23 protein-coding genes are annotated in these 21,585 nt (G+C 70.4%); 11 read left to right on the forward strand and 12 right to left on the reverse strand.

The genetic code is table 11. The features are described 5' to 3' along the window. Positions 1–7: 7 nt before the first annotated feature. From manB to rfbD, 3 genes are read right to left on the reverse strand one after another with little or no spacing between them, the layout of a single operon-like run. The gene (gene manB / locus ABD108_RS02695) at positions 8–1,099 is read right to left on the reverse strand and encodes a mannose-1-phosphate guanylyltransferase (RefSeq protein ID WP_220656258.1); all 1,092 of its coding nucleotides are present in this window, start codon (positions 1,097–1,099) and stop codon (positions 8–10) included. Then, positions 1,100–2,011 (reverse strand): glycosyltransferase family 2 protein, encoded by a 912-nt coding sequence (locus tag ABD108_RS02700; RefSeq protein WP_220656259.1) that lies wholly within the window; start codon positions 2,009–2,011, stop codon positions 1,100–1,102. A 4-nt stretch (positions 2,012–2,015) separates the two neighbouring features. Continuing rightward, entirely contained in the window at positions 2,016–2,927 is a 912-nt protein-coding gene (rfbD, locus tag ABD108_RS02705) for a dTDP-4-dehydrorhamnose reductase (protein WP_425579755.1), read from the reverse strand. 132 nt (positions 2,928–3,059) lie between these two features. Between rfbD and ABD108_RS02710 the strand changes: the two genes are divergently transcribed. Both ABD108_RS02710 and ABD108_RS02715 read left to right on the forward strand, forming a co-directional pair. Further along, positions 3,060–4,748: an LCP family protein gene (locus ABD108_RS02710; protein ID WP_343929164.1), complete on the forward strand. Its 1,689-nt coding sequence runs from the start codon at positions 3,060–3,062 to the stop codon at positions 4,746–4,748. Then, positions 4,736–5,446, forward strand: coding sequence for a TIGR03089 family protein (locus ABD108_RS02715; protein WP_343929165.1), 711 nt, complete (start codon positions 4,736–4,738; stop codon positions 5,444–5,446). Before ABD108_RS02710 ends, ABD108_RS02715 begins: the two co-directional genes overlap by 13 nt. A 45-nt stretch (positions 5,447–5,491) precedes the next feature. On the opposite strand, the gene ABD108_RS02720 is transcribed toward ABD108_RS02715, so the two are convergent. After that, positions 5,492–6,109: an AMIN-like domain-containing (lipo)protein gene (locus ABD108_RS02720; RefSeq protein ID WP_343929166.1), complete on the reverse strand. Its 618-nt coding sequence runs from the start codon at positions 6,107–6,109 to the stop codon at positions 5,492–5,494. Between the two features lie 86 nt (positions 6,110–6,195). After that, positions 6,196–7,356: an acyl-CoA dehydrogenase gene (locus ABD108_RS02725; RefSeq protein WP_220656263.1), complete on the reverse strand. Its 1,161-nt coding sequence runs from the start codon at positions 7,354–7,356 to the stop codon at positions 6,196–6,198. A 295-nt stretch (positions 7,357–7,651) separates the two neighbouring features. Between ABD108_RS02725 and ABD108_RS02730 the strand changes: the two genes are divergently transcribed. The 3 genes from ABD108_RS02730 to ABD108_RS02740 are packed head-to-tail and all read left to right on the forward strand — an operon-like array spanning position 7,652 to position 9,732. Then, entirely contained in the window at positions 7,652–8,086 is a 435-nt protein-coding gene (locus tag ABD108_RS02730; protein WP_343929167.1) for a DUF955 domain-containing protein, read from the forward strand. A 3-nt stretch (positions 8,087–8,089) separates the two neighbouring features. Further along, the gene (locus ABD108_RS02735) at positions 8,090–9,136 is read left to right on the forward strand and encodes a hypothetical protein (protein ID WP_343929168.1); all 1,047 of its coding nucleotides are present in this window, start codon (positions 8,090–8,092) and stop codon (positions 9,134–9,136) included. Then, a complete protein-coding gene (locus tag ABD108_RS02740) occupies positions 9,133–9,732 on the forward strand; it encodes a phosphatase PAP2 family protein (RefSeq protein ID WP_343929169.1) in 600 nt (199 codons plus the stop codon). Before ABD108_RS02735 ends, ABD108_RS02740 begins: the two co-directional genes overlap by 4 nt. Positions 9,733–9,736: 4 nt before the next feature. On the opposite strand, the gene ABD108_RS02745 is transcribed toward ABD108_RS02740, so the two are convergent. Next, entirely contained in the window at positions 9,737–10,117 is a 381-nt protein-coding gene (locus tag ABD108_RS02745; RefSeq protein ID WP_220656267.1) for a helix-turn-helix domain-containing protein, read from the reverse strand. 410 nt (positions 10,118–10,527) lie between these two features. On the opposite strand from ABD108_RS02745, the gene ABD108_RS02750 reads away from it, so the two are divergent. Both ABD108_RS02750 and ABD108_RS02755 read left to right on the forward strand, forming a co-directional pair. Next, positions 10,528–12,126, forward strand: coding sequence for an HNH endonuclease signature motif containing protein (locus ABD108_RS02750; RefSeq protein WP_343929170.1), 1,599 nt, complete (start codon positions 10,528–10,530; stop codon positions 12,124–12,126). A 47-nt stretch (positions 12,127–12,173) separates the two neighbouring features. Next, positions 12,174–13,082, forward strand: a complete 909-nt coding sequence (locus ABD108_RS02755; protein WP_343929172.1) for an MBL fold metallo-hydrolase — start codon at positions 12,174–12,176, stop codon at positions 13,080–13,082. On the opposite strand, the gene ABD108_RS02760 is transcribed toward ABD108_RS02755, so the two are convergent. The 3 genes from ABD108_RS02760 to ABD108_RS02770 are packed head-to-tail and all read right to left on the reverse strand — an operon-like array spanning position 13,063 to position 15,473. Then, positions 13,063–13,719 (reverse strand): dihydrofolate reductase family protein, encoded by a 657-nt coding sequence (locus ABD108_RS02760; RefSeq protein ID WP_343929174.1) that lies wholly within the window; start codon positions 13,717–13,719, stop codon positions 13,063–13,065. The genes ABD108_RS02755 and ABD108_RS02760 overlap by 20 nt on opposite strands. A gap of 19 nt (positions 13,720–13,738) precedes the next feature. Beyond that, positions 13,739–14,266 (reverse strand): 5-(carboxyamino)imidazole ribonucleotide mutase, encoded by a 528-nt coding sequence (gene purE / locus ABD108_RS02765; protein ID WP_343929176.1) that lies wholly within the window; start codon positions 14,264–14,266, stop codon positions 13,739–13,741. Next, the gene (locus ABD108_RS02770; RefSeq protein ID WP_343929178.1) at positions 14,259–15,473 is read right to left on the reverse strand and encodes a 5-(carboxyamino)imidazole ribonucleotide synthase; all 1,215 of its coding nucleotides are present in this window, start codon (positions 15,471–15,473) and stop codon (positions 14,259–14,261) included. The genes purE and ABD108_RS02770 overlap by 8 nt, the downstream gene beginning before the upstream one ends. A gap of 107 nt (positions 15,474–15,580) precedes the next feature. Here ABD108_RS02770 and ABD108_RS02775 point away from each other — a divergent pair, with 107 nt between their 5' ends. Beyond that, positions 15,581–16,135, forward strand: a complete 555-nt coding sequence (locus ABD108_RS02775; protein WP_220656273.1) for a GtrA family protein — start codon at positions 15,581–15,583, stop codon at positions 16,133–16,135. Positions 16,136–16,162: 27 nt separating this feature from the next. Beyond that, complete coding sequence (locus tag ABD108_RS02780) at positions 16,163–17,458, forward strand: sensor histidine kinase (RefSeq protein WP_343929180.1); 1,296 nt, start codon at positions 16,163–16,165, stop codon at positions 17,456–17,458. Between the two features lie 23 nt (positions 17,459–17,481). Here ABD108_RS02780 and ABD108_RS02785 read toward each other — a convergent pair whose 3' ends face one another. From ABD108_RS02785 to ABD108_RS02795, 3 genes are read right to left on the reverse strand one after another with little or no spacing between them, the layout of a single operon-like run. Next, entirely contained in the window at positions 17,482–18,174 is a 693-nt protein-coding gene (locus ABD108_RS02785; RefSeq protein ID WP_220656275.1) for a response regulator transcription factor, read from the reverse strand. 11 nt (positions 18,175–18,185) lie between these two features. Beyond that, positions 18,186–18,734: a PH domain-containing protein gene (locus ABD108_RS02790; protein ID WP_343929182.1), complete on the reverse strand. Its 549-nt coding sequence runs from the start codon at positions 18,732–18,734 to the stop codon at positions 18,186–18,188. A gap of 9 nt (positions 18,735–18,743) precedes the next feature. After that, on the reverse strand, positions 18,744–19,577 hold the full coding sequence (locus ABD108_RS02795) for a biotin--[acetyl-CoA-carboxylase] ligase (RefSeq protein ID WP_343929184.1): 834 nt from the start codon (positions 19,575–19,577) through the stop codon (positions 18,744–18,746). Between the two features lie 77 nt (positions 19,578–19,654). On the opposite strand from ABD108_RS02795, the gene ABD108_RS02800 reads away from it, so the two are divergent. Next, the gene (locus ABD108_RS02800) at positions 19,655–21,310 is read left to right on the forward strand and encodes an acyl-CoA carboxylase subunit beta (RefSeq protein WP_220656277.1); all 1,656 of its coding nucleotides are present in this window, start codon (positions 19,655–19,657) and stop codon (positions 21,308–21,310) included. Continuing rightward, entirely contained in the window at positions 21,307–21,585 is a 279-nt protein-coding gene (locus ABD108_RS02805; protein WP_220656278.1) for an acyl-CoA carboxylase subunit epsilon, read from the forward strand. Before ABD108_RS02800 ends, ABD108_RS02805 begins: the two co-directional genes overlap by 4 nt.

Below are 21,585 nucleotides of genomic sequence, written 5' to 3' on the forward strand. Positions count from 1 at the left end.
CTGGTGCTCAGACATCGGTCGAGAATCGCACTCCGCCGTCGGGCAGCTCGACACCGGGCCAGATCCGCACCCCGTCGAGCAGCTCGCAGCGTGCCCCGATGGATGCGCCGTCGCCGATCACCGCGTCGCGGACGCGGGCCCGCGGGCCGATGTGGGCGCCGAAGCCGACGATCGAGCGTTCCACGATGGCCCCGGCTTCCACCCGCACACCGTCGAAGATGACGGCACCGTCGAGCCGGGCTCCCGCGCCGATCTCGGCGCCGCGGCCCACCACGGTGCCGCCGATCAGCAGGGCGCCGGGCGCCACCGAGGCGCCGGGGTGCACGAGCGATTCGCCGCGGGCGCCGTCGAGGGCGGCCGACGGGGCGATGCCGCGCACCAGATCGGAGCTGCCGGCCACGAAGTCCTCGGGCGTGCCCATATCGCGCCAGTACCCGTAGTCCACGTGGCCGTACAGCTTGCGGCCTTCGTTGAGCAGGGCGGGGAAGACCTCGCGTTCCACGGAGACCGGTCGGCCCGTGGGGATCTCCTCGATCACCGAGCGCTTGAAGACGTAGCAGCCGGCGTTGATCTGATCGGTGGGCGGATCCTGCGTCTTCTCCAGGAAGGCGGTCACGCGACCGTCGGCGTCGGTGGGCACGCAGCCGAAGGCACGGGGGTCGGGCACCCGCACCAGGTGCATGGTAACGTCGGCGTTCTTGTCCCGGTGGGTCTGCACCACGGCGCGGATATCGCTGCCGCCCAGCACATCACCGTTGAACACGAGCACGTTGTCGGCGCGCAGCGCGGGCAGCACGTTGCGGATGCCGCCGCCGGTGCCCAGCGGTTCGGTCTCCACCACGTACGACAGTTCCAGTCCCAGTTCGGATCCGTCGCCGAAGTACTCCTCGAAGACCTCCGCCTTGAAGGAGGTGCCCAACACCACGCGCCGGATGCCGGCGTCGCGGATCCGGGAGAGCAGGTGGGTCAGGAAGGGCTTGCCCGCGGTGGGCAGCATCGGCTTGGGCGCCGACAGGGTGAGCGGCCGGAGCCGGGTTCCCTTGCCGCCGACCAGGATCACCGCCTCGACGTCGCTGAGGTCTTGCACCGGTTCGGTCATCTACTCCCCCTTGTCCGTTCCACGCGCGCGGACCGCCGCGAGCACGCTGATCTTCGAGCGCACGGCGAGGCCCACTTTCATCGCCGCACGCAGCGGTGCGGCCGCCCGACCGGGGTGGCGGTCGGCGAAGAACCGGTAGGCGGATTCGTGGTGCGCCGGGAGCATCAGCTCGGGCACCTTCCCCGCCGCGTGTCCCTTGGCGTGCACGATCTCTGCCGACGGGACGTACACGTTGCGCCACCCGGCCCGCGCGAGGCGATCGCCGAAGTCCACGTCCTCCATGTACATGAAGTAGCGATCGTCGAAGCCGCCGATGGATTCGAAGGCGGCGGGACGCACCAGCAGGCAGGAGCCCGACAGCCAGCCGGCCTCGCGCTCGGTGATCTCGGCCTGCGCCTGCTGGTAGGCGCGGGTCCACGGATTCGACTTCCACACGGTGCCGAGCAGGGCGTGGCCGATGCCGGAGACCATGTTCGGCACGCTGCGGGCGGACGGGTACACGGTGCCGTCGGGGTCGTGGATCAGCGGCCCGAGGGAGCCCGCGTCGGGGTGCCGTCCGGCCGCGGCGATCAGTTCGTCGATCGAGCCGGGCCCGAAGACCACGTCGGGGTTGCTGATGAGCAGGAAGTCGGGGTCGTCCTGGACCCGGGCGACGGCGTAGTTGATGGCGCCGCCGTAGCCGAGGTTGGCGCCGGTGCGCAGCAGCTCCGCCTCGTCGTGGGCCTGTGCGGCGGCCTCCGGGGAGCCGTCGGTCGAGCCGTTGTCGGCCATGATCACGCGGGGCGTGGCCCCCGAGAAGGCGCCGTCGATGCTGTTCAGGAAGTTTTCGAGATGCTCGCCCGGCGAGTAGGTCACGGTGACCACGGCGAGGGTGATGTCACGCGCGGGGGTCGAGTCGTCGGTACCGGGCACGCGGTCAGGCTACCGGGTCGGGGTTTGCGACCGCCCCGAGCGCCCGGTCCAGCGCGTCGCGCCAGTCGGGCAGGGGCGCCAGGCCCGCAGCGGTCCAGGAGGCGGGCGAGAGCACCGAGTACGCGGGGCGGGGCGCGGGGCGCGGGAACTCGTCGGTGGTGCAGGGCGCCACCCGGTCGGGGTCGGCACCGGTGCGGGCGAAGGCGCCCCGGGCCACGTCGAACCAGGTGGCGGCCCCGCCCCCGGCGGCGTGCAGGACGGTGCCGGGCCGGCCGGGTGCGGCGGCGAGCAGGGTGGCGAGGTCGAGCAGTCCCGCGGCGAGGTCGGGGGCGTAGGTGGGCGAGCCGGTCTGGTCGGCGACCACCTTCGGGTCCACGCCGTCGTCGGCGAGGCGGCCCATGGTGCCGACGAAGTCGCGGGCCCAGGCCCCGTCCGGGGTGCGGCCGGTGTACACCCAGGCGGTGCGCACCACCACGGTGCGCGGGTCGGCTTCGCGGGCGGCCTGCTCGCCGGCCAGTTTGGTGCGGCCGTAGACGCCGACGGGGCCGGTCGGGTCGGTGGGCTCCCACGGGCGCGGCGGGGTCGGTGCGGGTCCGAAGACGTAGTCGGTGGAGACGTGGACGAGCCGGGCGCCGGTCTCCGCGCACCGTCGGGCCAGGCGGGCGGGGACGTCGGTGTTGAGGGCCGCCGCGGCCTCGGGTTCGGATTCGGCGGCGTCGACGGCGGTGTGGGCCACGCAGTTGATCAGCACGGTGTCGGCGTCGAGGTCGAGGGCGCCGACCTGATGTGACGAGGTCACATCGAGTTGGGTGCGGGTCAGCGCACGCACGGTGATGCCGCGGGCGGCAGCGGCCGCCACCAGGGCGGATCCGAGTTGACCGGCGGCTCCGGTGATCACCACGTTCACGTCGCACAAGGCTACGCGACGGCGCGCTGCGGCAGGATCGCGCGGCGGGTCGGTACCGTTATGGGAATGTGACCCACGGTGTGGCGGGGCCGAGCCCTGCGATACTGGTGTGTCGACCGTCGTGTGCGAGAAGGAGAGTTGGTGAGCGACAGCCCTGGTCCCCGCGGAGCCCGGCATTCCCGTGGCAGCGGTAAGCCGCCCCGGCGCAGCGTGCGCGCGGAGAACGAGGGCGCGGCCTCGACCGGCGAGTCCGGCACCCGGTCACGGGTGCCCGGTGCGGCCGATCTGTCGGATCAGACGCGTGCCCGGATCACGCGGACCGGTAAGACGACCATCGCGTTGCTGGCCGCTGTCGTGCTGGTCACGACCGGTGTCGCGTGGACGCAGTTCTACCAGCTCGGCGGCGATATCGCCCGGACCGGGGGGCTGTCGAACAAGCAGCCCGACGGCGCGACCGACATCCTGCTCGTGGGCACCGATTCCCGCACCGACGCCAAGGGCAATCCGCTCACCCAGCAGGAGCTGGCGCGGCTGAACGCGGGCGTCGACGACGGCACGCTCAACACCGACACCATCATCCTGATCCGCATCCCGAACAACGGGAAGTCGGCCACGGCCATCTCGATCCCCCGCGACGCCTACGTCGCGATTCCGGATCAGGGTAAGGGCAAGATCAACTCGGCCTTCGCGGGCGCCGCGAACGTGACCCGCGACAAGCTGATCGCGGAGGGGAAGCCCGAGAAGGAGGCGGTGCAGGCCGGCAACGAGGAGGGCCGCAAGGCGCTCCAGGAGACGGTCGCGAACCTCACCGGCGTCTCGGTGGACAACTACGCCGAGATCGGCCTGGTCGGCTTCTCCCGGCTCACCGATGCGGTGGGCGGCGTGGAGGTGTGCCTCAAGCGGCCGGTGAACGATTCCTTCTCCGGTGCCCGGTTCCGCGCCGGGAAGCAGACTCTCAAGGGCCCGCAGGCGCTGAGCTTCGTGCGGCAGCGGCACGGCCTGCCGCGCGGAGATCTGGACCGGATCACCCGGCAGCAGGTGTTCATGGCCTCGCTGGCGAACAAGATCCTCTCGGCGGGCACGCTCACCAACCCGAGCAAGGTGAACCAGCTGCAGAGCGCGGTGACCACCTCGGTCACGCTCGATGCGAACTGGGACGTGATGAACTTCGCCAAGGAGCTCGCGAACCTCTCGGCGGGCAGCGTGAAGTTCGCGACCGTGCCCGTGGTGCGCGACGACGGCTGGAGCGACGACGGCCAGCAGTCCGTGGTGGTGGTCGATCCCAAGCAGGTGCAGGCGTACGTGCGCTCGCTGCTCGGCGATAAGCCCGGTTCTTCGACCCCCGCCAAGCCCAGCAGCAGCGCGCCCGCGGTGCCGTCGGTGAACCGCTCGGCCACCACCGTCGATGTGGTGAACGCCGGCTCGACGCCCGGCCTGGCCAGCAGCGTCTCGACCTTCCTCACGGGCGAGAAGTTCCAGCAGGGCACCACGGGCAACGCCAGCTCGTCGGACTCCTCGACCAGTGGCAAGAGCGCGGTACTGGCCTCGTCCGCGAACGACCAGTCGGCGAAGGCCGTCGCGGCCCTGCTCGGCGGCCTGCCGGTGGTGGCGAACTCGTCGGTGCAGTCCGGGCACGTGAAGGTGTTGCTCAAGGACGGCTACAAGGGCCCCGGTTCGTCGAGCGATAACGAGGGCGCCTCGACCACCACGTCGATCCCGCCGGGGATGACGGAGGCGATGGACCCGAGCGAGGCGGCGCGCGTGAGTTCGCTGCTGAACCGGCCGGGGTACACCGCATCGCAGGACGGGGGCGTGCCGTGCGTGGACTGACGGTGACCGATCAGCTGTTGGTGCCGATCGTTCAGGCCGATCCGTCGACGCCGCGGTTCACCTGGTACGACGATGCCTCCGGCGCCCGGATGGGCCTGTCGGCGATCACGCTGGGCAATTGGGCGGCCAAGTGCGGCAACCTGTTGCGCGATCAGTACGGCCTGAGGCCGGGCGATCCGGTGGGCGTGCTGCTGCCCGCGCACTGGCAGACCGCGGGCATCCTGTTCGGCGCGTGGTGGGCCGGGTGCGAGGTGCGGTTCGGCGAGTCCGGGTCGGTCACCTTCGTCTCCCCCGACCTGATCGACGACGCCGACGGTGACGAGATCCTCGCCGTGGGACTGGACGCCTTCGGCCAGCCGGTGCGCGAATTGCCGCCCGGTATCGACGATTACACCACCGAGGTCCGGGGGCACGGCGACGCTTTCATTCCGGGGCCGGTGGGATCGGACATCGCTGTCTTCGACGGCGATCCGGTGGAGATCGTGCTGGCCCGCTCCACCGCGCTCGCCGCCTCGGCCGGGTACGCGAAGGGCGACCGGGTGCTCTCGACGCGGGAGTGGCGCACCGTCGACGATGTCTACGCGGGCCTGCTGGCCCCGTTCGCGGCGCCGGCGTCGGTGATCCACGTGTCGAATCCGGACGCGGACAAGCTGATGGAGAAGTTCTCCGTGGAGAAGGCGACCGCGCGGCTCGCGTGAGCGGTGCGCGGCCGCCCTGCGGCGGGCACGTGAGGCGCCGGGCCGCTAGCCCTTGACGTCCAGCACGATCCGACTCGGACCGGTGAGCGTGAAGTCCTTGGAGGTCTTGGCGCCCTTGCCGTCCGCGAGCTTCACGGCGACTTGCAGCTGCCCCTCGAAGGCGCACGAGATCGTCGCGCGGTCGATCGCGCCACCGCCGGGTCCCGGGATGCTGTTCGGGCCCTTGTAGGCCGGATTGCCGTTGTCGTCGAACAGCGCGATCGGCTCGACCTTCACCACGAGGTACTCGCCGACATCGCCCACGGTGGCCCCGGATCCGCAGTCCTGGATGGGACCGGACTGCCGGACCACGGTGTACTTGGGCACCGCCGTGGTGAATTGCAGGACGAGACGATCGGCATCGTCGCTGCGGCCGGTCCGCAGGTCCGAGAGCATCGTCGGCCCCGAGGCCGGGGCCTGGGGTGCCGCGGTCACCGTCGCCGTCACCGGAGCACCGGTCACGCCCGCCGCCGCCGGACTGGCGGCGGCGCTGGACGTCGACGGTGCCGATTCCTTCTTCGTCTCGTTGCCGCAGGCGACCAGCGTGCCGCCGAGCGCCAGCACCGTGGCCGTCACCGCGGCCGCGGTCTTGAGATCACCAAGAGTGGCTTTGCTGAACGTCATACATGCGACATTACGGACGCGCCGGACCCCCGGCACGACTCGTTATGTAATTGCAATGTATTTATGTGATGAGATTTCCTGATCTTTCAGCGGAGCAGCTGGCGGCTCATCACGAGGCGCTGCACCTGGTTGGTGCCCTCGTAGATCTGGGTGATCTTCGCGTCGCGCATCATGCGCTCCACCGGGAAGTCACGGGTGTAGCCAGCGCCGCCGAGCAGCTGCACGGCGTCGGTGGTCACGTCCATCGCGACATCGGAGGCGAAGCACTTCGACGCGGAGCTGATGAAGCCCAGGTTCTTCTCGCCGCGCTCGGCGCGGGCGGCGGCGGTGTACACCATGAGGCGGGCGGCCTCGAGGCGCATCGCCATATCGGCCACCATGAACTGGATGCCCTGGAACTCGGAGATCGACTTGCCGAACTGCTTGCGATCCTTGATGTAGTCGATCGCCACGTCGAGCGCGCCCTGCGCGATGCCCACGGCCTGCGCGCCGATGGTGGGGCGGGTGTGGTCGAGGGTCTGCAGCGCGGTCTTGAAGCCGGTGCCCTCGGCGCCGATGATCCGGTCGCCGGGGATGCGGCACTCCTCGAAGGCCAGCTCGGCGGTGGGGCTGCCCTTGATGCCCAGCTTGTGCTCGTAACCGGTCACGGAGAAGCCGGGGTCGTCCTTGTTGACGATGAAGGAGCTGATGCCGTTGGCGCCCTTCTCGGGGTCGGTCACGGCCATCACGGTGTACCAGGTGGACTTGCCGCCGTTGGTGATCCAGCACTTGGAGCCGTTGAGGACCCAGTCCTCGCCGTCCTTGCGGGCGCGGGTGCGCATCGACGCGGCGTCGGAGCCGGCCTCGCGCTCGGAGAGGGCGTAGGAGGCCATGGCCTCACCGTTGGCGAGCGAGGGCAGCACCTGCTGCTTGAGCTCCTCGGAGCCGTTGAGGATCAGGCCCATGGTGCCCAGCTTGTTCACGGCGGGGATCAGCGAGGAGCTGCCGCAGACGCGGGCGACCTCTTCGATCACGATGCAGGTGGCCACGGAATCGGCGCCCTGGCCGCCGTACTCCTCGGGCACGTGGATGGCGTTGAAACCGCTGGCGACGAGGGCGTCGAGGGCCTCCTGCGGGAAGCGCTCCTTCTCGTCGACGTCCTTGGCGTGCGGCGCGATATCGCGCTCCGCCAGCGCCCGGATCGCCGTGCGCAGCTCCTCGTGCTCTTCGGGGAGCTGGAACAGATCGAAGTCGGGATTGCCTGCCATTGACGGCCTCCATCAGCAAGTACGGGTCGTTTCCGCTGATCATTCTATCCGGGCCGGTGCGGGGGTCAGTTAGTCGCCCGTAACTAGAGAAGCGCCTTTCCGTTGTTCCCGGGAACAATGTGCGGTCCGATGCCCGATTCGTCGCGATGGTGAGGACGCGATTCCGCTATTCGTTAGCTACGATCGCTATCTGACATTCACGGAAGGGCTAGTGATGGCCGGAAGCCGAGGGCGACGCGGAGCACGGGGCTGCTCCCCCAGCGACGTTGACGCCGCTCTCAACGGGCTGCTCGCGGTGAGCAGCGCCGATGAGGCGCGCACCCTGCCCGGGCTGGTCGCTGCCGCGGCCCGGATGCGGGAGCGCCCGCTCTCCATAGAGTTCGACGAGGACCTCCCCGCCGGGGTCTTCGGCTGGTGGCTGGCGAAGGCGGACGACGACGTGATCGTGGTCCCGCCGGGGCTGCCCTCGCAGGCGCACACGATCGCGCACGAGCTGGGCCACGTACTGCTCGGCCACCGCGGCGGGTCGGACCTGACCGAATTGCTGGGGAGCGACCGGCCCTCGGCCGAGGTCGTGAACTTCATGCTGTGCCGGGAGTCCGACCAGGGCGCGGTGGCCGAGGAGGCGGCGGCGGAGATGTTCGCCCGGCGCCTGCTGAGCAGGCTGCGGCGGACGCAGCGCGTCGCCGACCCGCGGTCCGCCATTCTGCTGAGCGATTTCCTGAGGTAGGTCATGTTCTCGATGGTTTTCGCCACCGTCCTGTGGGCGGTGGGGGCGCAACGGTTCTGGCGACTGTCCACGGGGCGGTACTCCCCGGTCGTGCTGGGCCAGGCGATCCTGTATTGGGGCTTCGCCGCGCACGTGACCCTGAACATCCCCGCGGTCGAGGCGGCCCTGCACGGGGTGATCGGCAACGGCACGGTGCCGATGAAGTTCGCCTCCGACGGTGCCGCCGCGATGGGTGCCGCGATCGTGGCCTCGGCGGCGGTTCCGGCGTTCGTCGGGCAGTCGCGGCGGTGGATCGCGATCCACGTCGGCCTCGCCACCGCCGGCTTCCTCGGGGCGACGGCGCTCTTCTTCGCCGCGCGGCCGCGGCTTCCGGTGCTCGACGATGCCGTCTTCGAGCGGGTCGCGGTGCGGCAGGGTGGCCCGTACGGCCTGTCATACGCGGTGTCCGAGATCTATCCGTTCCTCGCGGCTTTCGCGATCTTCCTGGTGTTCGTCCCGCTGCTCAAGATGGTGCGCTCGCCGCGCGACTACGGCGTGATCCTCCTCTGCGTCGGCGCCGGGGTGAGCACCGTGTACGCGGCCCTGCGCGGCGGCTACGCGCTGGCGGCGCCGTACCTGCACGGCGATGCGCAGGTGGTCTACGACATCACCCCGATCCTGGCCTACGTGGGTGCGCTGGGGCTGCTGAGTGGCGTGATCTATTCGACGGTGTACGACTGGATCCGGGCCACCGGCGCGCGGCGGCGGATCCGCGGGCTGCACGACTACCTCGTGGCGCTGTGGCCGGGTGTGCAGCGGGATTCGTGGAGGCGCGCCACCCGGATCGAGCAGGTCGAGGACCGCTCGGTGGAGGTGCTGGACGCGCTGTACATGGAGGGGCGCTTGCGCGGGATCCCGGCGGCCGGCCCGCGCCGCACCCCGGGTGAGGTGGCCGCGTGGCTGGCGGCCTCCGGCTCCGAGGCGATGTCGATCGACGCGCTCGCGGCACCGGAGGGGACCGACGCGCTGGACTGGGTGGAGAGCATCGCCGACGAATGGAGTGTGCAGTGACGGACGATGCGGTGGCGCAGCCGGATTCATCGGTGCGGTTCGCGAAGGTGATCACGGAGATCGGTGCGCCGTGGGTATCGAACATCCTGGGCAGCATCGCCGTCGGCGTACTCGCCCGGTCGGTCGTCTGGGGCGTCGTGCTGGTGCTGCTCACGGCGATCCTGCCGATGGCACTGATCTTCGCGGCGATGAAGGTGCGGGGCGGTGGCGATCACCATGTCTCCGATCGGTCGCAGCGCCCGCTGATCCTGTTGCTGATCCTGCTGATTCAGATCGTCGGCGTGGTCGTGGAGGTCGCGGTCGGGGCGCCCACGGTGGTGGTCGCGTTCACCGTGGTCGGCGTGGTCACGCTGGTGGTGACCGGCGTGATCACGGCGGCGTTGAAGTGGAAGGTGAGCCTGCACGTGGCGGTCGCGACCAGCATCGTCGCCTTCCTGGCGCTCGCCGATGGATCCTGGCTGTGGCTCCTGCTGTTCGCGTGGGTGGCGCTGATCGGCTGGTCGCGGGTGAAGCTGGGCGCCCACACGCCGATGCAGGTGCTGGTCGGCTTCGTCTGCGGTCTGGTCTCGGCCGCGGCGGCACTGCCGATCCTGTGATGCGCTAGGAGCCGGTGGTCCATTCCGCGTAGCGGCGGTACGGGTCGTAGCGGCGGGCGGCGATGCCGGGGTTCCCGGAATCGCGCACCGCGGCACCGGCGATGATGTCGGACCGGATCTCTTCGCTGAGTTCGTCGTCCGCGAAGTAGTCCAGGGGAACGTGGAAGAACCCGGCGAGCTCCAGGAGCACGCCGAGCCCGGGGTTCGATCGCTTACCGGACATCAGCTGGCTGAGATGACCGGTGGTCATGGAGCCGCCCTCGCGACGGATCGCGTCCACCACCTCGGTGGGGGTGAAGGGTTCGCGGCCGCGCGGGTAGACGTATTCGAAGAGGAACCTCAGCCGCTCCGAGAGCGGTCTCGATGACGACGGTGTCTCGCTCATGCCGGCCCTCCCCTCGTGGCTTCTCACCGGATGCGTGTAGCGAGTCTACAGACTGCCGGTGTTGTCGATCGTGGAGCCCACGCCGGGGACCTGGGTAGATCTCTCTCGCAACTTGCTGTAGCGTGCTGACCGGACGGACGTTACCCACCCGAAAGACATGGGTCGGCCCTGCCGCACCCCTGCGGGGCCGGGTTCGTCCGCTGCATCGACGTCCGCGGCCGCGGCGGCCCGTTTGCCGGAATGGGGCGAACGGTTCGCCGCGGTCGCGCGTCTCTGCCTGCGCGACTCCGCCGTCGTCACGGCCGCACCCGTCGGCCTCCATACGCCCCATCCGGCACTGTAGAAACTGTGTTCGAATAGTGTTGCTGTCTCGAATCTTTCGGTACAATCGAAGAAGAAGGGAGGCGGCGATGAACGCGACAATCCGCACGTCGGAGGGATACCTCGCCGCGCTCGCCGCTTTCGAACACGCCGCCGATGCCCTGGCCGATGCCGATCCGGTTCTGCTGTCGTCACCCGAGGTGCTCGGCGGGCTGCGCCGGTTGGAGGCCGCCGCCCGGAAGGTACCGGCCGCACAGCACGCGCTCACGCAGGTCGCGCACGAGCAGGGCCTGCCCGGCAGCCTCGGCTACACCGGGATGAAGGAATTGCTGACCGATCAGCTGCGGCTCGCCGGAACCGAAGCGCGAGACCGTGTTCACGGCGCGAGGAACCGGGCGGTCGAGCACCTCCCGTCCGGGGTGGCTGCGCCGCGATTCGCGGTGGCGGCGGCCGCGCAGCGTGAGGGCGCGATCAGCGAACGGCACGCCCTGGCCGTCGAGCAGGTCTTCCGCCACTGCCCGCCGAGTCTTTCCGAGCCGGAGGTCTTGGAGGACATCCTCGTCACCGCGGCGCGGGAGGTCACGCCGGAGGAGGTCGCGAAGATCGGGAGGCGGGCCGTCGAACTGCTCGATCCCGATGGCGCCGAGCCTAATCCGGAGAAGGCGCGCCGCTCGCGCGGACTGGAGATCGGCCGGCAGGACGCGAATCTGATGTCCGAGTTCGGCGGCAGCCTGTCGGCCGAGGGGCGGGCTCTGCTCGATGCGGTGCTCGACAAGCTCGCCCGGCCGGGCGTGAACAATCCCGACGATCCGGAGTGCCCGGGTGAGGGTGCCTCGGCCGAGGCGCTCGCCGATGCAGCGGAACGGGATCGACGGTCCGCGGCCCAGCGCAATCACGACGCGCTCGTGGCGGCGCTGCGGATCGCCGTCGGGTCGGGAGCACTCGGGCAGCACCGTGGCGTGCCGTGCGTCCCGATCATCACCATGGGGATCGATCAGTTGGAGTCGGAGACCGGGATCGCCACCACCGCGACCGGCGGCCGGCTCCCGATCGCCGACGCGGTGCGCATGGCCGGTACGAACCCGCGCTACTTCCTGCTGTTGGATCTCGCGGAGCGGCCGCTGTTCCTCGGCCGGGAGAAGCGGCTCGCCAGCACGGATCAGCGGATCGCGTTGTACGGCAGCGAGAAGGGCTGCTCCGCCCCCGGGTGTGATGCGCCCGCTACCCGCACCCAGGTGCATCACGTGACGGAGTGGGCGGGCGGCGGGCGTACCGACATCACCGGTCTGACCCTGGCCTGCGATGCCCACCACGGCAAGGTCACTCCGACGCCGACCGGGATGGAGACCATCGTGGTGCCCACCGGCGAGTTCGCTGGCCGCATCGGCTGGCGCCGCCGGGCGGACGCCTCGGGTGGCCACCGCGTCAATCACTCCCACCACGCCGCGGAGCTGTATCGGGAGGCGCTGGAGCGCTGGCAACGCCGCCGGGAAGAGATGCGGCGGGCCTGGCGCGCGGAGGATCTGCGGGTCCAGTACCAGGACCGCATCGGGTCGGCCTACGCCGATATCGACGCCCTGCTCGACGGTCCGCACGGTCCGCCCCTGCTCGAAGCGCTTCTCGCCGAACACGATGCCGAGGACGCGTGGCGATCGTCGTCGCCCGGCGGCCTCCGCCCCGCGGCCTGACGGGGAGTTGCGCTGCGCCCGGTAGATCTGCGGCCGACAATGCGTGCATGACGTTCACGATCTCGGTCGGTAGTGCGCGGGTGGATCAGGTGACGGAGCTGGAGCGGTGGGCGTTTCCACCGGCCGCCCTGTTCCCGGCGATCCCGGACGGGGTGGCGGCGCAGGCGCAGGAGGAGCTCGGCGACGGCTCCATCGATCCGGACAACGGCGATCTGCTGCTCGCGATCCACACCTACGTCATCCGCCTCGGCGACACGGTGATCATCGCCGATACCGGCAACGGGAACCACAAGCAGCGGCCGAATCTGCTGCCGCACCACATGTTCGACACCGACTTCCTCGATCGTCTCGCCGCAGTGGGCGTCACCCCGGACGAGGTCGACATCGTGATCAGCACCCACCTGCACCCCGATCACTGCGGCTGGAACACACGCCTGCAGGACGGGCAGTGGGTTCCGACCTTCCCGTACGCCACCTACCTGTTCGCGCAGTCCGAGCCCGACGCCCTCGCCGGGCTCGCGGCCACCAGCAACCTCGACGGCGTGGAGGCCGATCTCGCCCGCACCTATCTCGACAGCGTCGGTCCGGTGCTCCGCGAGGGCCACTGGCGCGCCGTGACCGACGGCGAGGCGATCGCCGCACACGACGGCACCGAGGTGGTCGTGCTCGCGATGCCCGGCCACACCCACGGACACCTCGCCGTCGAGATCACCAGCCCACAGGGCGGCGCCATCATCTCCGGCGATGCGATCCATCACCCCATCCAGCTGCTCCACCCCGACCTCGTTCAGGGCGGCGATGCGGACCCGCACGCGGCGCGCACCACCCGTGATGCCCTGCTCCGCCGGTGCGCAGTGGAAGACCTGCTCCTCCTGCCCGCGCACTTCACCGAGCAGGCACCCTTCCGCGTGACGATTGAGAACGATCGGCCGAGGGTCAGCGCGGTAGCCGACTGAAGCTGCGGTGCACCACACCGCTCATCGGGCTCGCCACCGACTCCACGGTGAACCGCTCCTGCACGCCCTCGAGTCCGTCCCACAGCCGCTCGCCCCGGCCCAGCACGATCGGCACCTCCACCAGGTGCATGTGATCGATGAGGTCGGCGGCGAGGAACTCGCGTACCGTCGCCACTCCCCCGCCGATCCGCACATCCAATCCGTCGGCGGCCTCACGGGCCTGCGCCAACGCCTCGGCGGGCGTGGCGTCGATGAAGTGGAAGACGGTGCCGTCGCCCATCTCGATGGACGGCCGCGGATAATGGGTGAGCACGAAGACGGGCGTCTTGAAGGGCGTCTCCTCGCCCCACCAGCCGCGCCACGACTCGCCCTCCCACGGTCCGCGCTGGGGGCCGAACTTGTTGCGGCCCATGATCTCGGCGCCGATTCCATCGCCCCAGGCGGAGGCGAAGGCATCATCCACACCGAGAGCGGCGGGTTCGAGGCCGTGGATCGCGGCGCCCATCCGGGTGCCGAAGAACCAGTTCAATAACGATCCGCCGGCGTGGCCGAACGGAGCCTCCTGGGTCTGGCCCTCGCCCGCGCCGAAGCCGTCGAGCGAGATCGAGAAATTGTGTACGCGCACCTGTCCGGTCACGGACTCAGGCTAGTCGCGTTCAGTCCTCCAGGAGCTTCTTCCGAAGGGCGGCGTCCTTCTCCAGCACCATCTTCTCCAGACCGTCCTGGAAGGCGACCATCCGCTGCTGCAACGAGGGATCGGCGGCACCCAGGATCCGCACTGCCAACAGCCCGGCGTTGCGGGCGCCACCCACGGACACCGTCGCCACCGGAATCCCGGCGGGCATCTGGACGATCGACAGCAGCGAGTCCATGCCGTCGAGGTACTTCAGCGGCACGGGCACGCCGATCACCGGCAGCGGCGTCGCGGAGGCGACCATGCCGGGCAGATGCGCGGCACCGCCGGCACCGGCGATGATCACCTCGATCCCCCGGCCGGCGGCGGCCTGGGCGTAATCGAGCATCCGCTGCGGCGTGCGATGCGCGGAAACGACGCCCACCTCGAACCGCACACCGAACTCGGCGAGCGCCTCGGCGGCGACCTCCATCACGGGCCAGTCCGAATCGCTGCCCATGATCAGCCCGACCCTGGGGCCGGCCGATCGGGCGCCAGCAGTCTCAGCCATGCACACTCCATCCATCGGTCCACTCCGCGGTCGCCATCCAGTGCGCCGCGCGTTCCGCCCGCTCCCGCAGCTCCGCCACGTAATCGGGATCGTTCCGGTCACCGCCCCACCCGCCGACGATGTTGATGTGCCCCACCTTGCGGTCGGGCCGGAATTCCTTGCCGTACATGTGCACGTGCGCCTCGGGCATCCGCGCCATGAGGTGATGCAGCCGCTCGTCCACACTCATCTCGGGATTCACCGAGGCCCCCAGCACGTTCGCCATCACCGTGAGCGGCGCGGTCGCGGCGGTGCCGCCCAGCGGGTAATCGAGCACGGCCCGCAGGTGCTGCTCGAACTGGCTGGTGACGCAGCCGTTCATCGACCAATGGCCGGAGTTGTGCGGCCGCATCGCCAGCTCGTTCACCAACAGCTCGCCCGACGGTGTCTGGAACAGCTCCACGGCCATCACACCCACCACGCCCAGCTCGTTCGCCAACCGCAGCGCGAGCGATTCGGCGAAGGCGGCGTCCTCGTCGGACAGGTTCGGCGCCGGGGCCAGCACCACGGCGCACTGCCCGTTGCGCTGCACCGTCTCCACCACGGGCCAGGCCGCGCCCTGCCCGAAGGGCGACCGCGCGACCATCGCCGACAGCTCCCGCGCCAGCTCCACCCGCTGCTCCGCCAGCAGCGAAACCCCGGCCTCCAACTGCGCGGCAGCCACGGCGAGCGCCTCATCGAGCGTGTCCGGCAGCCACACGCCCCGCCCGTCGTACCCGCCGCGCACGGCCTTGAGCACCACGGCACCGGGGAACCGCTCCCAAAAGTCGCGCACATCGTCGACCGACTCGATCTCCGCGTAGCCCGGCACCGGGGCACCCAGCTCGGCGAGACGGCGGCGCATGGCCAGCTTGTCCTGCGCGTACAGCAGCGCCTGCGGCGGCGGGTTCACGGTGACGCCTTCGGCTTGCAGCGCCAGCAGGTGCTCGGTGGGAACGCCCTCGTGGTCGAAGGTGAGCACGTGCGCGCCGGTGGCGACGCGGCGCAGGTCGTCGAGCACATCGTGATCGCCGAGCACCACATCGGGGGCCACCTGGGGCGCGGGCTCGTCGGGCGAAGCGGCGAGAACCCGCAGGCTCTGGCCCAGCGCCACGGCCGCCTGATGCGTCATCCGGGCGAGCTGTCCGCCGCCCACCATCGCCACCACGGGCCTGCGTGCACCAACCATGGGTCCATAATCGCAGGCCGCCGGGCGCGCGCCGCGCTGGACCGCCCCCTTCACGACCTGGTCACACTCCCAAAGGTATGCTCAGTAGTTCCGCTAGACTGGCCGTCGTGGCTTTCATCGAGTCGATCATGGATCGCACCCCGGCACCCCTGCGCGGACTTGTCATGCAGCATCACGAGCTGATCAAGTTCGCGATCGTCGGTGCCACCACGTGCGTTTTCGACCTCGCGATCTACTACGCCCTCGTCTTCACCGTGCTGGACGAGAAGCCCACCGTCGCGAAGATCTTCTCCGGCGTCTGCGCCGTGATCCTCTCCTACATCCTCAATCGCGAGTGGAGCTTCAAGAACCGTGGCGGCCGCGAGCGGCACCACGAGGCGCTGCTGTTCTTCGTGATCTCGGGCATCGGCGTGCTCATCATGGCCGCCCCCATCTTCATCGCGAACAACGTCTTCAACCTGCGCGCCACCGATTCCAAGACCACGTTGATCGTGCTCGACTTCGTGCTCAACTACATCGTGGGCAACCTGCTGCAGATGGCCTTCCGGTTCTGGGCCCTGCGCCGCTGGGCCTTCCCCGAGGACATGAGCAACGCCCCCGAGCAGGAGTCCATCCCGGCGGACCCGCAGGACGCCGAGCGGGACGCCGCCGCAGAGCGGTAGCAGCCGGCCCCGCCGGCTGGAATCCCCGTGCGCCTGCGCATCCTCCGCTCCACCATCGCCGTGGTGGCAGTCACGGTCCTGTTCCTGGGCGTGCCGCTCATGGTCTCCACCTGGCTGTGGCTGGGTGACTCCGCCCGCACCGACCTCCAGCACCGCGTCCAGCGCGCTTCCTCGGACGTGCTCGCGCAGGAACAGTCCGGTCGCGTCGGAGCGCCACCCGCAGACCGACTCCGGCTGCTGGTTCCCGAGGGCGGCCGGCTCGTGCTCAGCTACAGCGACGCCGACGGCGAACCCCTCGAATTCGCGATCGGCGATCGGGTCGCGGACCCCATGGTCGAAAGCCTGAACCTCGGCGAGGCCGGCACGCTCCGCATCGAGAAGCCCATGTCGCAGGTCCGGTCCCAGCAGTACCAGGCACTCACCATCGAGGCGGTCGTGATCGCGCTCGCCCTCACGGCCGGCTTCGTGGTGGCCGCGATCACCGCCAGCCGCATCGCCGACCCGGTCCAGGAGGTCGCCGACCGCGCCCAGCGCCTCGCCCGGGGCGATTTCCGGCCCGATCCGCGCAGGCACGGCGTGGAGGAACTCGACCGGGTGCTCGACGTGCTGGACGCCGCCACCGTGGAGATCGCCGACCGGCTGCAACGCGAGCGGCAGATCGTGGGTGAGGTCTCGCACCAACTGCGCAGCCGGCTCACCGCGGTGCACATCCGGCTCGACGAGCTGACCCTGCACGCCGACCCCGATGTGGTCACCGAGGCCCAGGCCGCGCTCGATCAGGTCGATCGGCTCACCGCCTCCGTCACCGAGATGGTCGAGGCCTCGCGTTCGGTCTCGCATCCGCGCACCGAGGTCGACGTCCGGGACGAGCTGGAACCGCTCGTCGCGGATCTGGCACCGTCCTTCGCGCTCGCCGGGCGCCGGCTGGAGCTGGCCGACCGCGCCGACGGTCCGCTGATCGCGTGGGCCACGGCGGCCCGGCTGCGCGAGGCCGCGGCAGTGCTCATCGACAACGCGCTCGAACACGGCACCGGCACGGCCACGGTCACTCTCGGCACGGCCGGGGCGCACACGGTGCTGGTGACGGTGGCCGACGAGGGCTCGGCCATCGCGGACGCCGACGCGCAGCGCATCTTCCGTCGCGGCGTTTCCGGCGGCGACGGGACCGGGGTGGGACTGGCACTGGCCCGCGCCTTCATCGAGGGCGACGGTGGCCGCCTGCAACTGCAGAGCCGCCGCCCCACCACCTTCGCGATCTTCCTGCCGACCGTCGATCCCGACGAGCCGCCCGCCGCTCCCCCGCGGGAACCGGAACCCCGCTGAGCTGCTGAACTACTCCGGTCGCACTACTCCGCGTCGAAGCGGAAACCCACACCGCGCACGGTGACGATGCGCCGCGGACCGTGGGGCCCGGTGTCGTCGCCGATCTTCCGGCGCAACCAGGAGATGTGCATGTCCAGGGTCTTCGACCCGCGCAGGTCGGAATCGCCCCACACATCGGCGAGGATCGCCTCCCGGGAGAGCAGCTCGCCCGCGTGCTCCATGAGGAACCGCAGCAGCTCGAACTCCTTGTTGGCCAGGGACACATCGGCCCCGTCGACGGTGACCCGCCGGGCCTTGGCGTCGAGCCGGATACCGCCGGCGTCGAGCACATCGACCGCATCGGCGACGGGGGCGCTGCGCCGCAGCAGGGCGCGGGTGCGGGCCATCAGCTCGAACATCCGGAAGGGCTTGCCCACGTAATCGTCGGCGCCGGCATCCAGACCCACCACGAAGTCCATCTCGTCGGTGCGGGCGGTCAGCATGAGCACCGCCACCTCGGGGCGCGCGGCGCGCACCTCGCGGCACACCTCCAGCCCATCGACCTCGGGCAGCCCGAGGTCGAGGATGAGGAGTGCGAACTCCTCGTCGAGGGCGCGACGCAAGGCATCGGTGCCGGTCGCGGCCACGGTCACGTCGTATCCCTCGCGGGTGAGCGCGCGCGCCAGCGGCGACGCGATCGCCTCATCGTCCTCGGCCAGCAGAACCCGTGTGGTCATGACCGCCCAGGTTACTCCGCCCGCCACCGTTCGCCGCGGCGGTCGTATTCGGCGGAGCCCTGATCGGCGGCATCGTCGAGCGCATCCACCAGCAGGGCGTGCGCCGCGGCGATCCGCGGAACGTCGGGGAAGTCGAGCGGATCGTCGCCCGCGGACTCCACGGTGAGCACGCCCGAGCGCAGCATCCGGTCGACCAGCCGCTGGTGGTACTGCACGGAATTGATGCGCCGCAACGGGATGTCGATGCCGCGACGGCGCAGGAGGCCCGCGCGGAACATGATCCGCAGGTCCGTCACCACCAGGTGGGTGGCCCGGCGCACGGCCCAGGGGCGCACCGTCCACCACCCCACGACGGCCGCCCACACCGCCACGATGGCCAGCGTCAACCAGCCCGCGGTCTGGCCGGAGACGTTCGACCGGGTCACCAGGCCGCCGGCGACGCCGGCGAGCGCGGAGGCCAGGAACAGCACCAGCACCGGCGTGATCATCCGCTTGGCGTGCGGACGGGTGTGCAGCAGCACCTGCTCGTCGTCGACGAGCACCTTGTCCGGGAAGCCCATGCGCGCAGCCTAGGTGTCGGTCCGGGCGGGCCGCAGATGCGTCACATCGCCGGCCGAGAGCACGTGCCGCTGCCCGGCGTCGTCGGCCACCACGATCCGGCCCTCCACGTCCACGTCGACGGCGGTGCCGGTGAGCACCTCGTCACCCGGGAGCGAGACGGTCACCCGCTGCCCGACGGTGACGCACACGTCCAAGTAGTCGGTGCGCGCGGCGGCGGGATCACCGGCCCACGTGGTAAGCCCCGCGTCCAGGTGGCGCAGATAGGCGACGGCGAGCGCGGTGCGGTCCGGGTCGACCGCACCGGCCAGTTCGAGCGACGTGGCGGTCTCGACCGGTACATCGGCGGCGGCGAGCGTGGTGTTGAGTCCGGTGCCGATCACGGCGACGAGCCCGCCGTGCGGATCGGTCGCGAGCTCGGAGAGGATGCCGGCGGTCTTCCCGCCGCGCCTGCCCGGTTCAGGAGTCAGCAGCACGTCGTTGGGCCACTTCAGCCCGGCCTGCAGCCCCGTCACCTCGCGCACCGCGCGGACGGCGGCGACCCCGGTCACCAGCGACAGCCAGCCCGCGCGCGGGGCGGCCGCGGCGAGCACGGCCACCGTGACGGAGATGGAGAGCTGGGTGCCGGCGGGCGCCGACCACGGGCGCAGGTGCCGGCCGCGGCCGGCGGTCTGGACGTCGGCGATGAGCACGCGCCCGGGCTCGTCGCCCGCGCGCACCCCGTCGGCCAGGTCGGCGTTGGTCGAACCCGTGCTGGGCACCACGGCCACGTCGTACCAGCGCGTGCCGCGCACGGCCGCGGCGATCGCCGCCTGATCGGGGATCATCGGGGCCCTCTCCTTCACCCGGGCAGGATCACGTGTGTCGGCCACTGGGGCGACCCTGCAGTTCGACACCGACTCTATTGGTTAGAGTCGGGGGTATGACGAGTGCCTCCACCACCGACGGCGCAGCCGGCGGCAGCGACGCCGCTGGCGCCGAGCCCAGCATCCACACCACCGCTGGCAAGCTGGCCGACTTCCGTAAGCGCGATGCGCAGGCCCTGGCCCCCATGGGTCAGGCCGCGATCGACCGCGTGCACGAGAAGGGCCGGCTCACGGCCCGCGAGCGCGTCCTGGCGCTGCTCGACGAGGGCTCCTTCGTCGAGCTCGACAAGTTGGCGCAGCACCGCTCCACCAACTTCGGCATGGGCGCCAAGCGTCCGGTCGGCGACGGCGTGGTGGCCGGCTACGGCACCATCGACGGCCGCGAGGTGTGCGTCTTCAGCCAGGACTCCACCGTCTTCGGCGGCTCGCTCGGCGAGGTCTACGGCGACAAGATCGTCAAGGTCATGGACCTGGCCACCAAGACCGGCCGCCCGCTGGTCGGCATCATCGACGGTGCCGGTGCCCGCATCCAGGAGGGCGTGGTCTCCCTCGCGCTGTACTCGAAGATCTTCTTCCGCAACACCCAGGCCTCGGGCGTCATCCCGCAGATCTCGGTGATCATGGGCGCGGCCGCCGGCGGCCACGTGTACTCCCCCGCGCTCACCGACTTCGTGGTCATGGTCGACCACGAGAGCCAGATGTTCATCACCGGCCCGGACGTGATCAAGTCCGTGACCGGCGAGGAGGTCACCAAGGAGGAGCTGGGCGGCGCCCAGACCCACATGAGCAAGTCGGGCACCGCGCACTACGTGGCGTCCGGCGAGCAGGACGCGCTCGATTACGTCCGCGAGCTGATGACCTACCTGCCCTCGAACAACCGCACCGAGGCGCCGCGCTTCGTGCCCACCGATCCGCTCACCGGGTCGATCGAGGAGTCGGTGAACGACGAGGACCGCGAACTGGATTCGCTGATCCCGGATTCGCCGAACCAGCCCTACGACATGCACGAGGTGATCCGTCGCCTGCTCGACGACGACGAGTTCCTCGAGATCCAGCCGCAGCGCGCGATGAACATCATCAACGGCTTCGGCCGCATCGACGGCCGCAGCGTGGGCATCGTGGCCAACCAGCCCACCCAGCTGGCCGGCTGCCTGGACATCGACGCCTCGGAGAAGGCCGCGCGCTTCGTGCGCTTCTGCGATGCCTTCAACATCCCGATCATCACCCTGGTCGACGTGCCCGGCTTCCTGCCCGGCACCGGCCAGGAGTACGACGGCATCATCCGCCGCGGCGCGAAGCTGCTGTACGCCTACGGCGAGGCCACCGTTCCGAAGATCACCGTGGTCACCCGCAAGGCCTACGGCGGCGCGTACTGCGTGATGGGCAGCAAGGACATGGGCGCCGATATCAACCTGGCGTGGCCCACCGCCCAGTTCGCCGTGATGGGTGCCTCGGGCGCCGTCGGCTTCGTGTACCGCAAGGAGCTCGCGGAGGCGGCCGAGAAGGGTGAGGACGTCGAGGCCCTGCGTCTGAAGCTCCAGGAGGAGTACGAGGACACCCTGGTGAACCCGTACGTCGCCGCCGAGCGCGGCTACGTGGACGCGGTGATCCCGCCCTCGCAGACGCGCGGCCAGATCGTCACGGCGCTCAACATGCTCGAGCGCAAGGTGGCCATCACGCTGCCCAAGAAGCACGGGAACATCCCGCTGTGAGCGCCGCCGAGAAGCCGGTGGAGGCCACCAAGGTTCCCGAGGCCGAGGCGGAGAAGCTGCGCGCCGCGATCCGGTTCGAGAAGGGCAACCCCTCGGCCGCCGATGTCGCCGCGATCGTCACGGTGCTCGCCGCCGCGTCGAGCTCTGCGCCGCAGGCCGGGGCTCCGCTGAACTCCCTGTGGGGCAACAACAAGGAACGGATGCGCCCGCAGTACTTCAACGGGCCCAACGCCTTCACCAGCCAGACCCCCGTCTTTTGGACCAAGGGCTCGTAA

The organism is Tsukamurella strandjordii, from assembly GCF_039525985.1.
Lineage (GTDB): Bacteria > Actinomycetota > Actinomycetes > Mycobacteriales > Mycobacteriaceae > Tsukamurella > Tsukamurella strandjordii.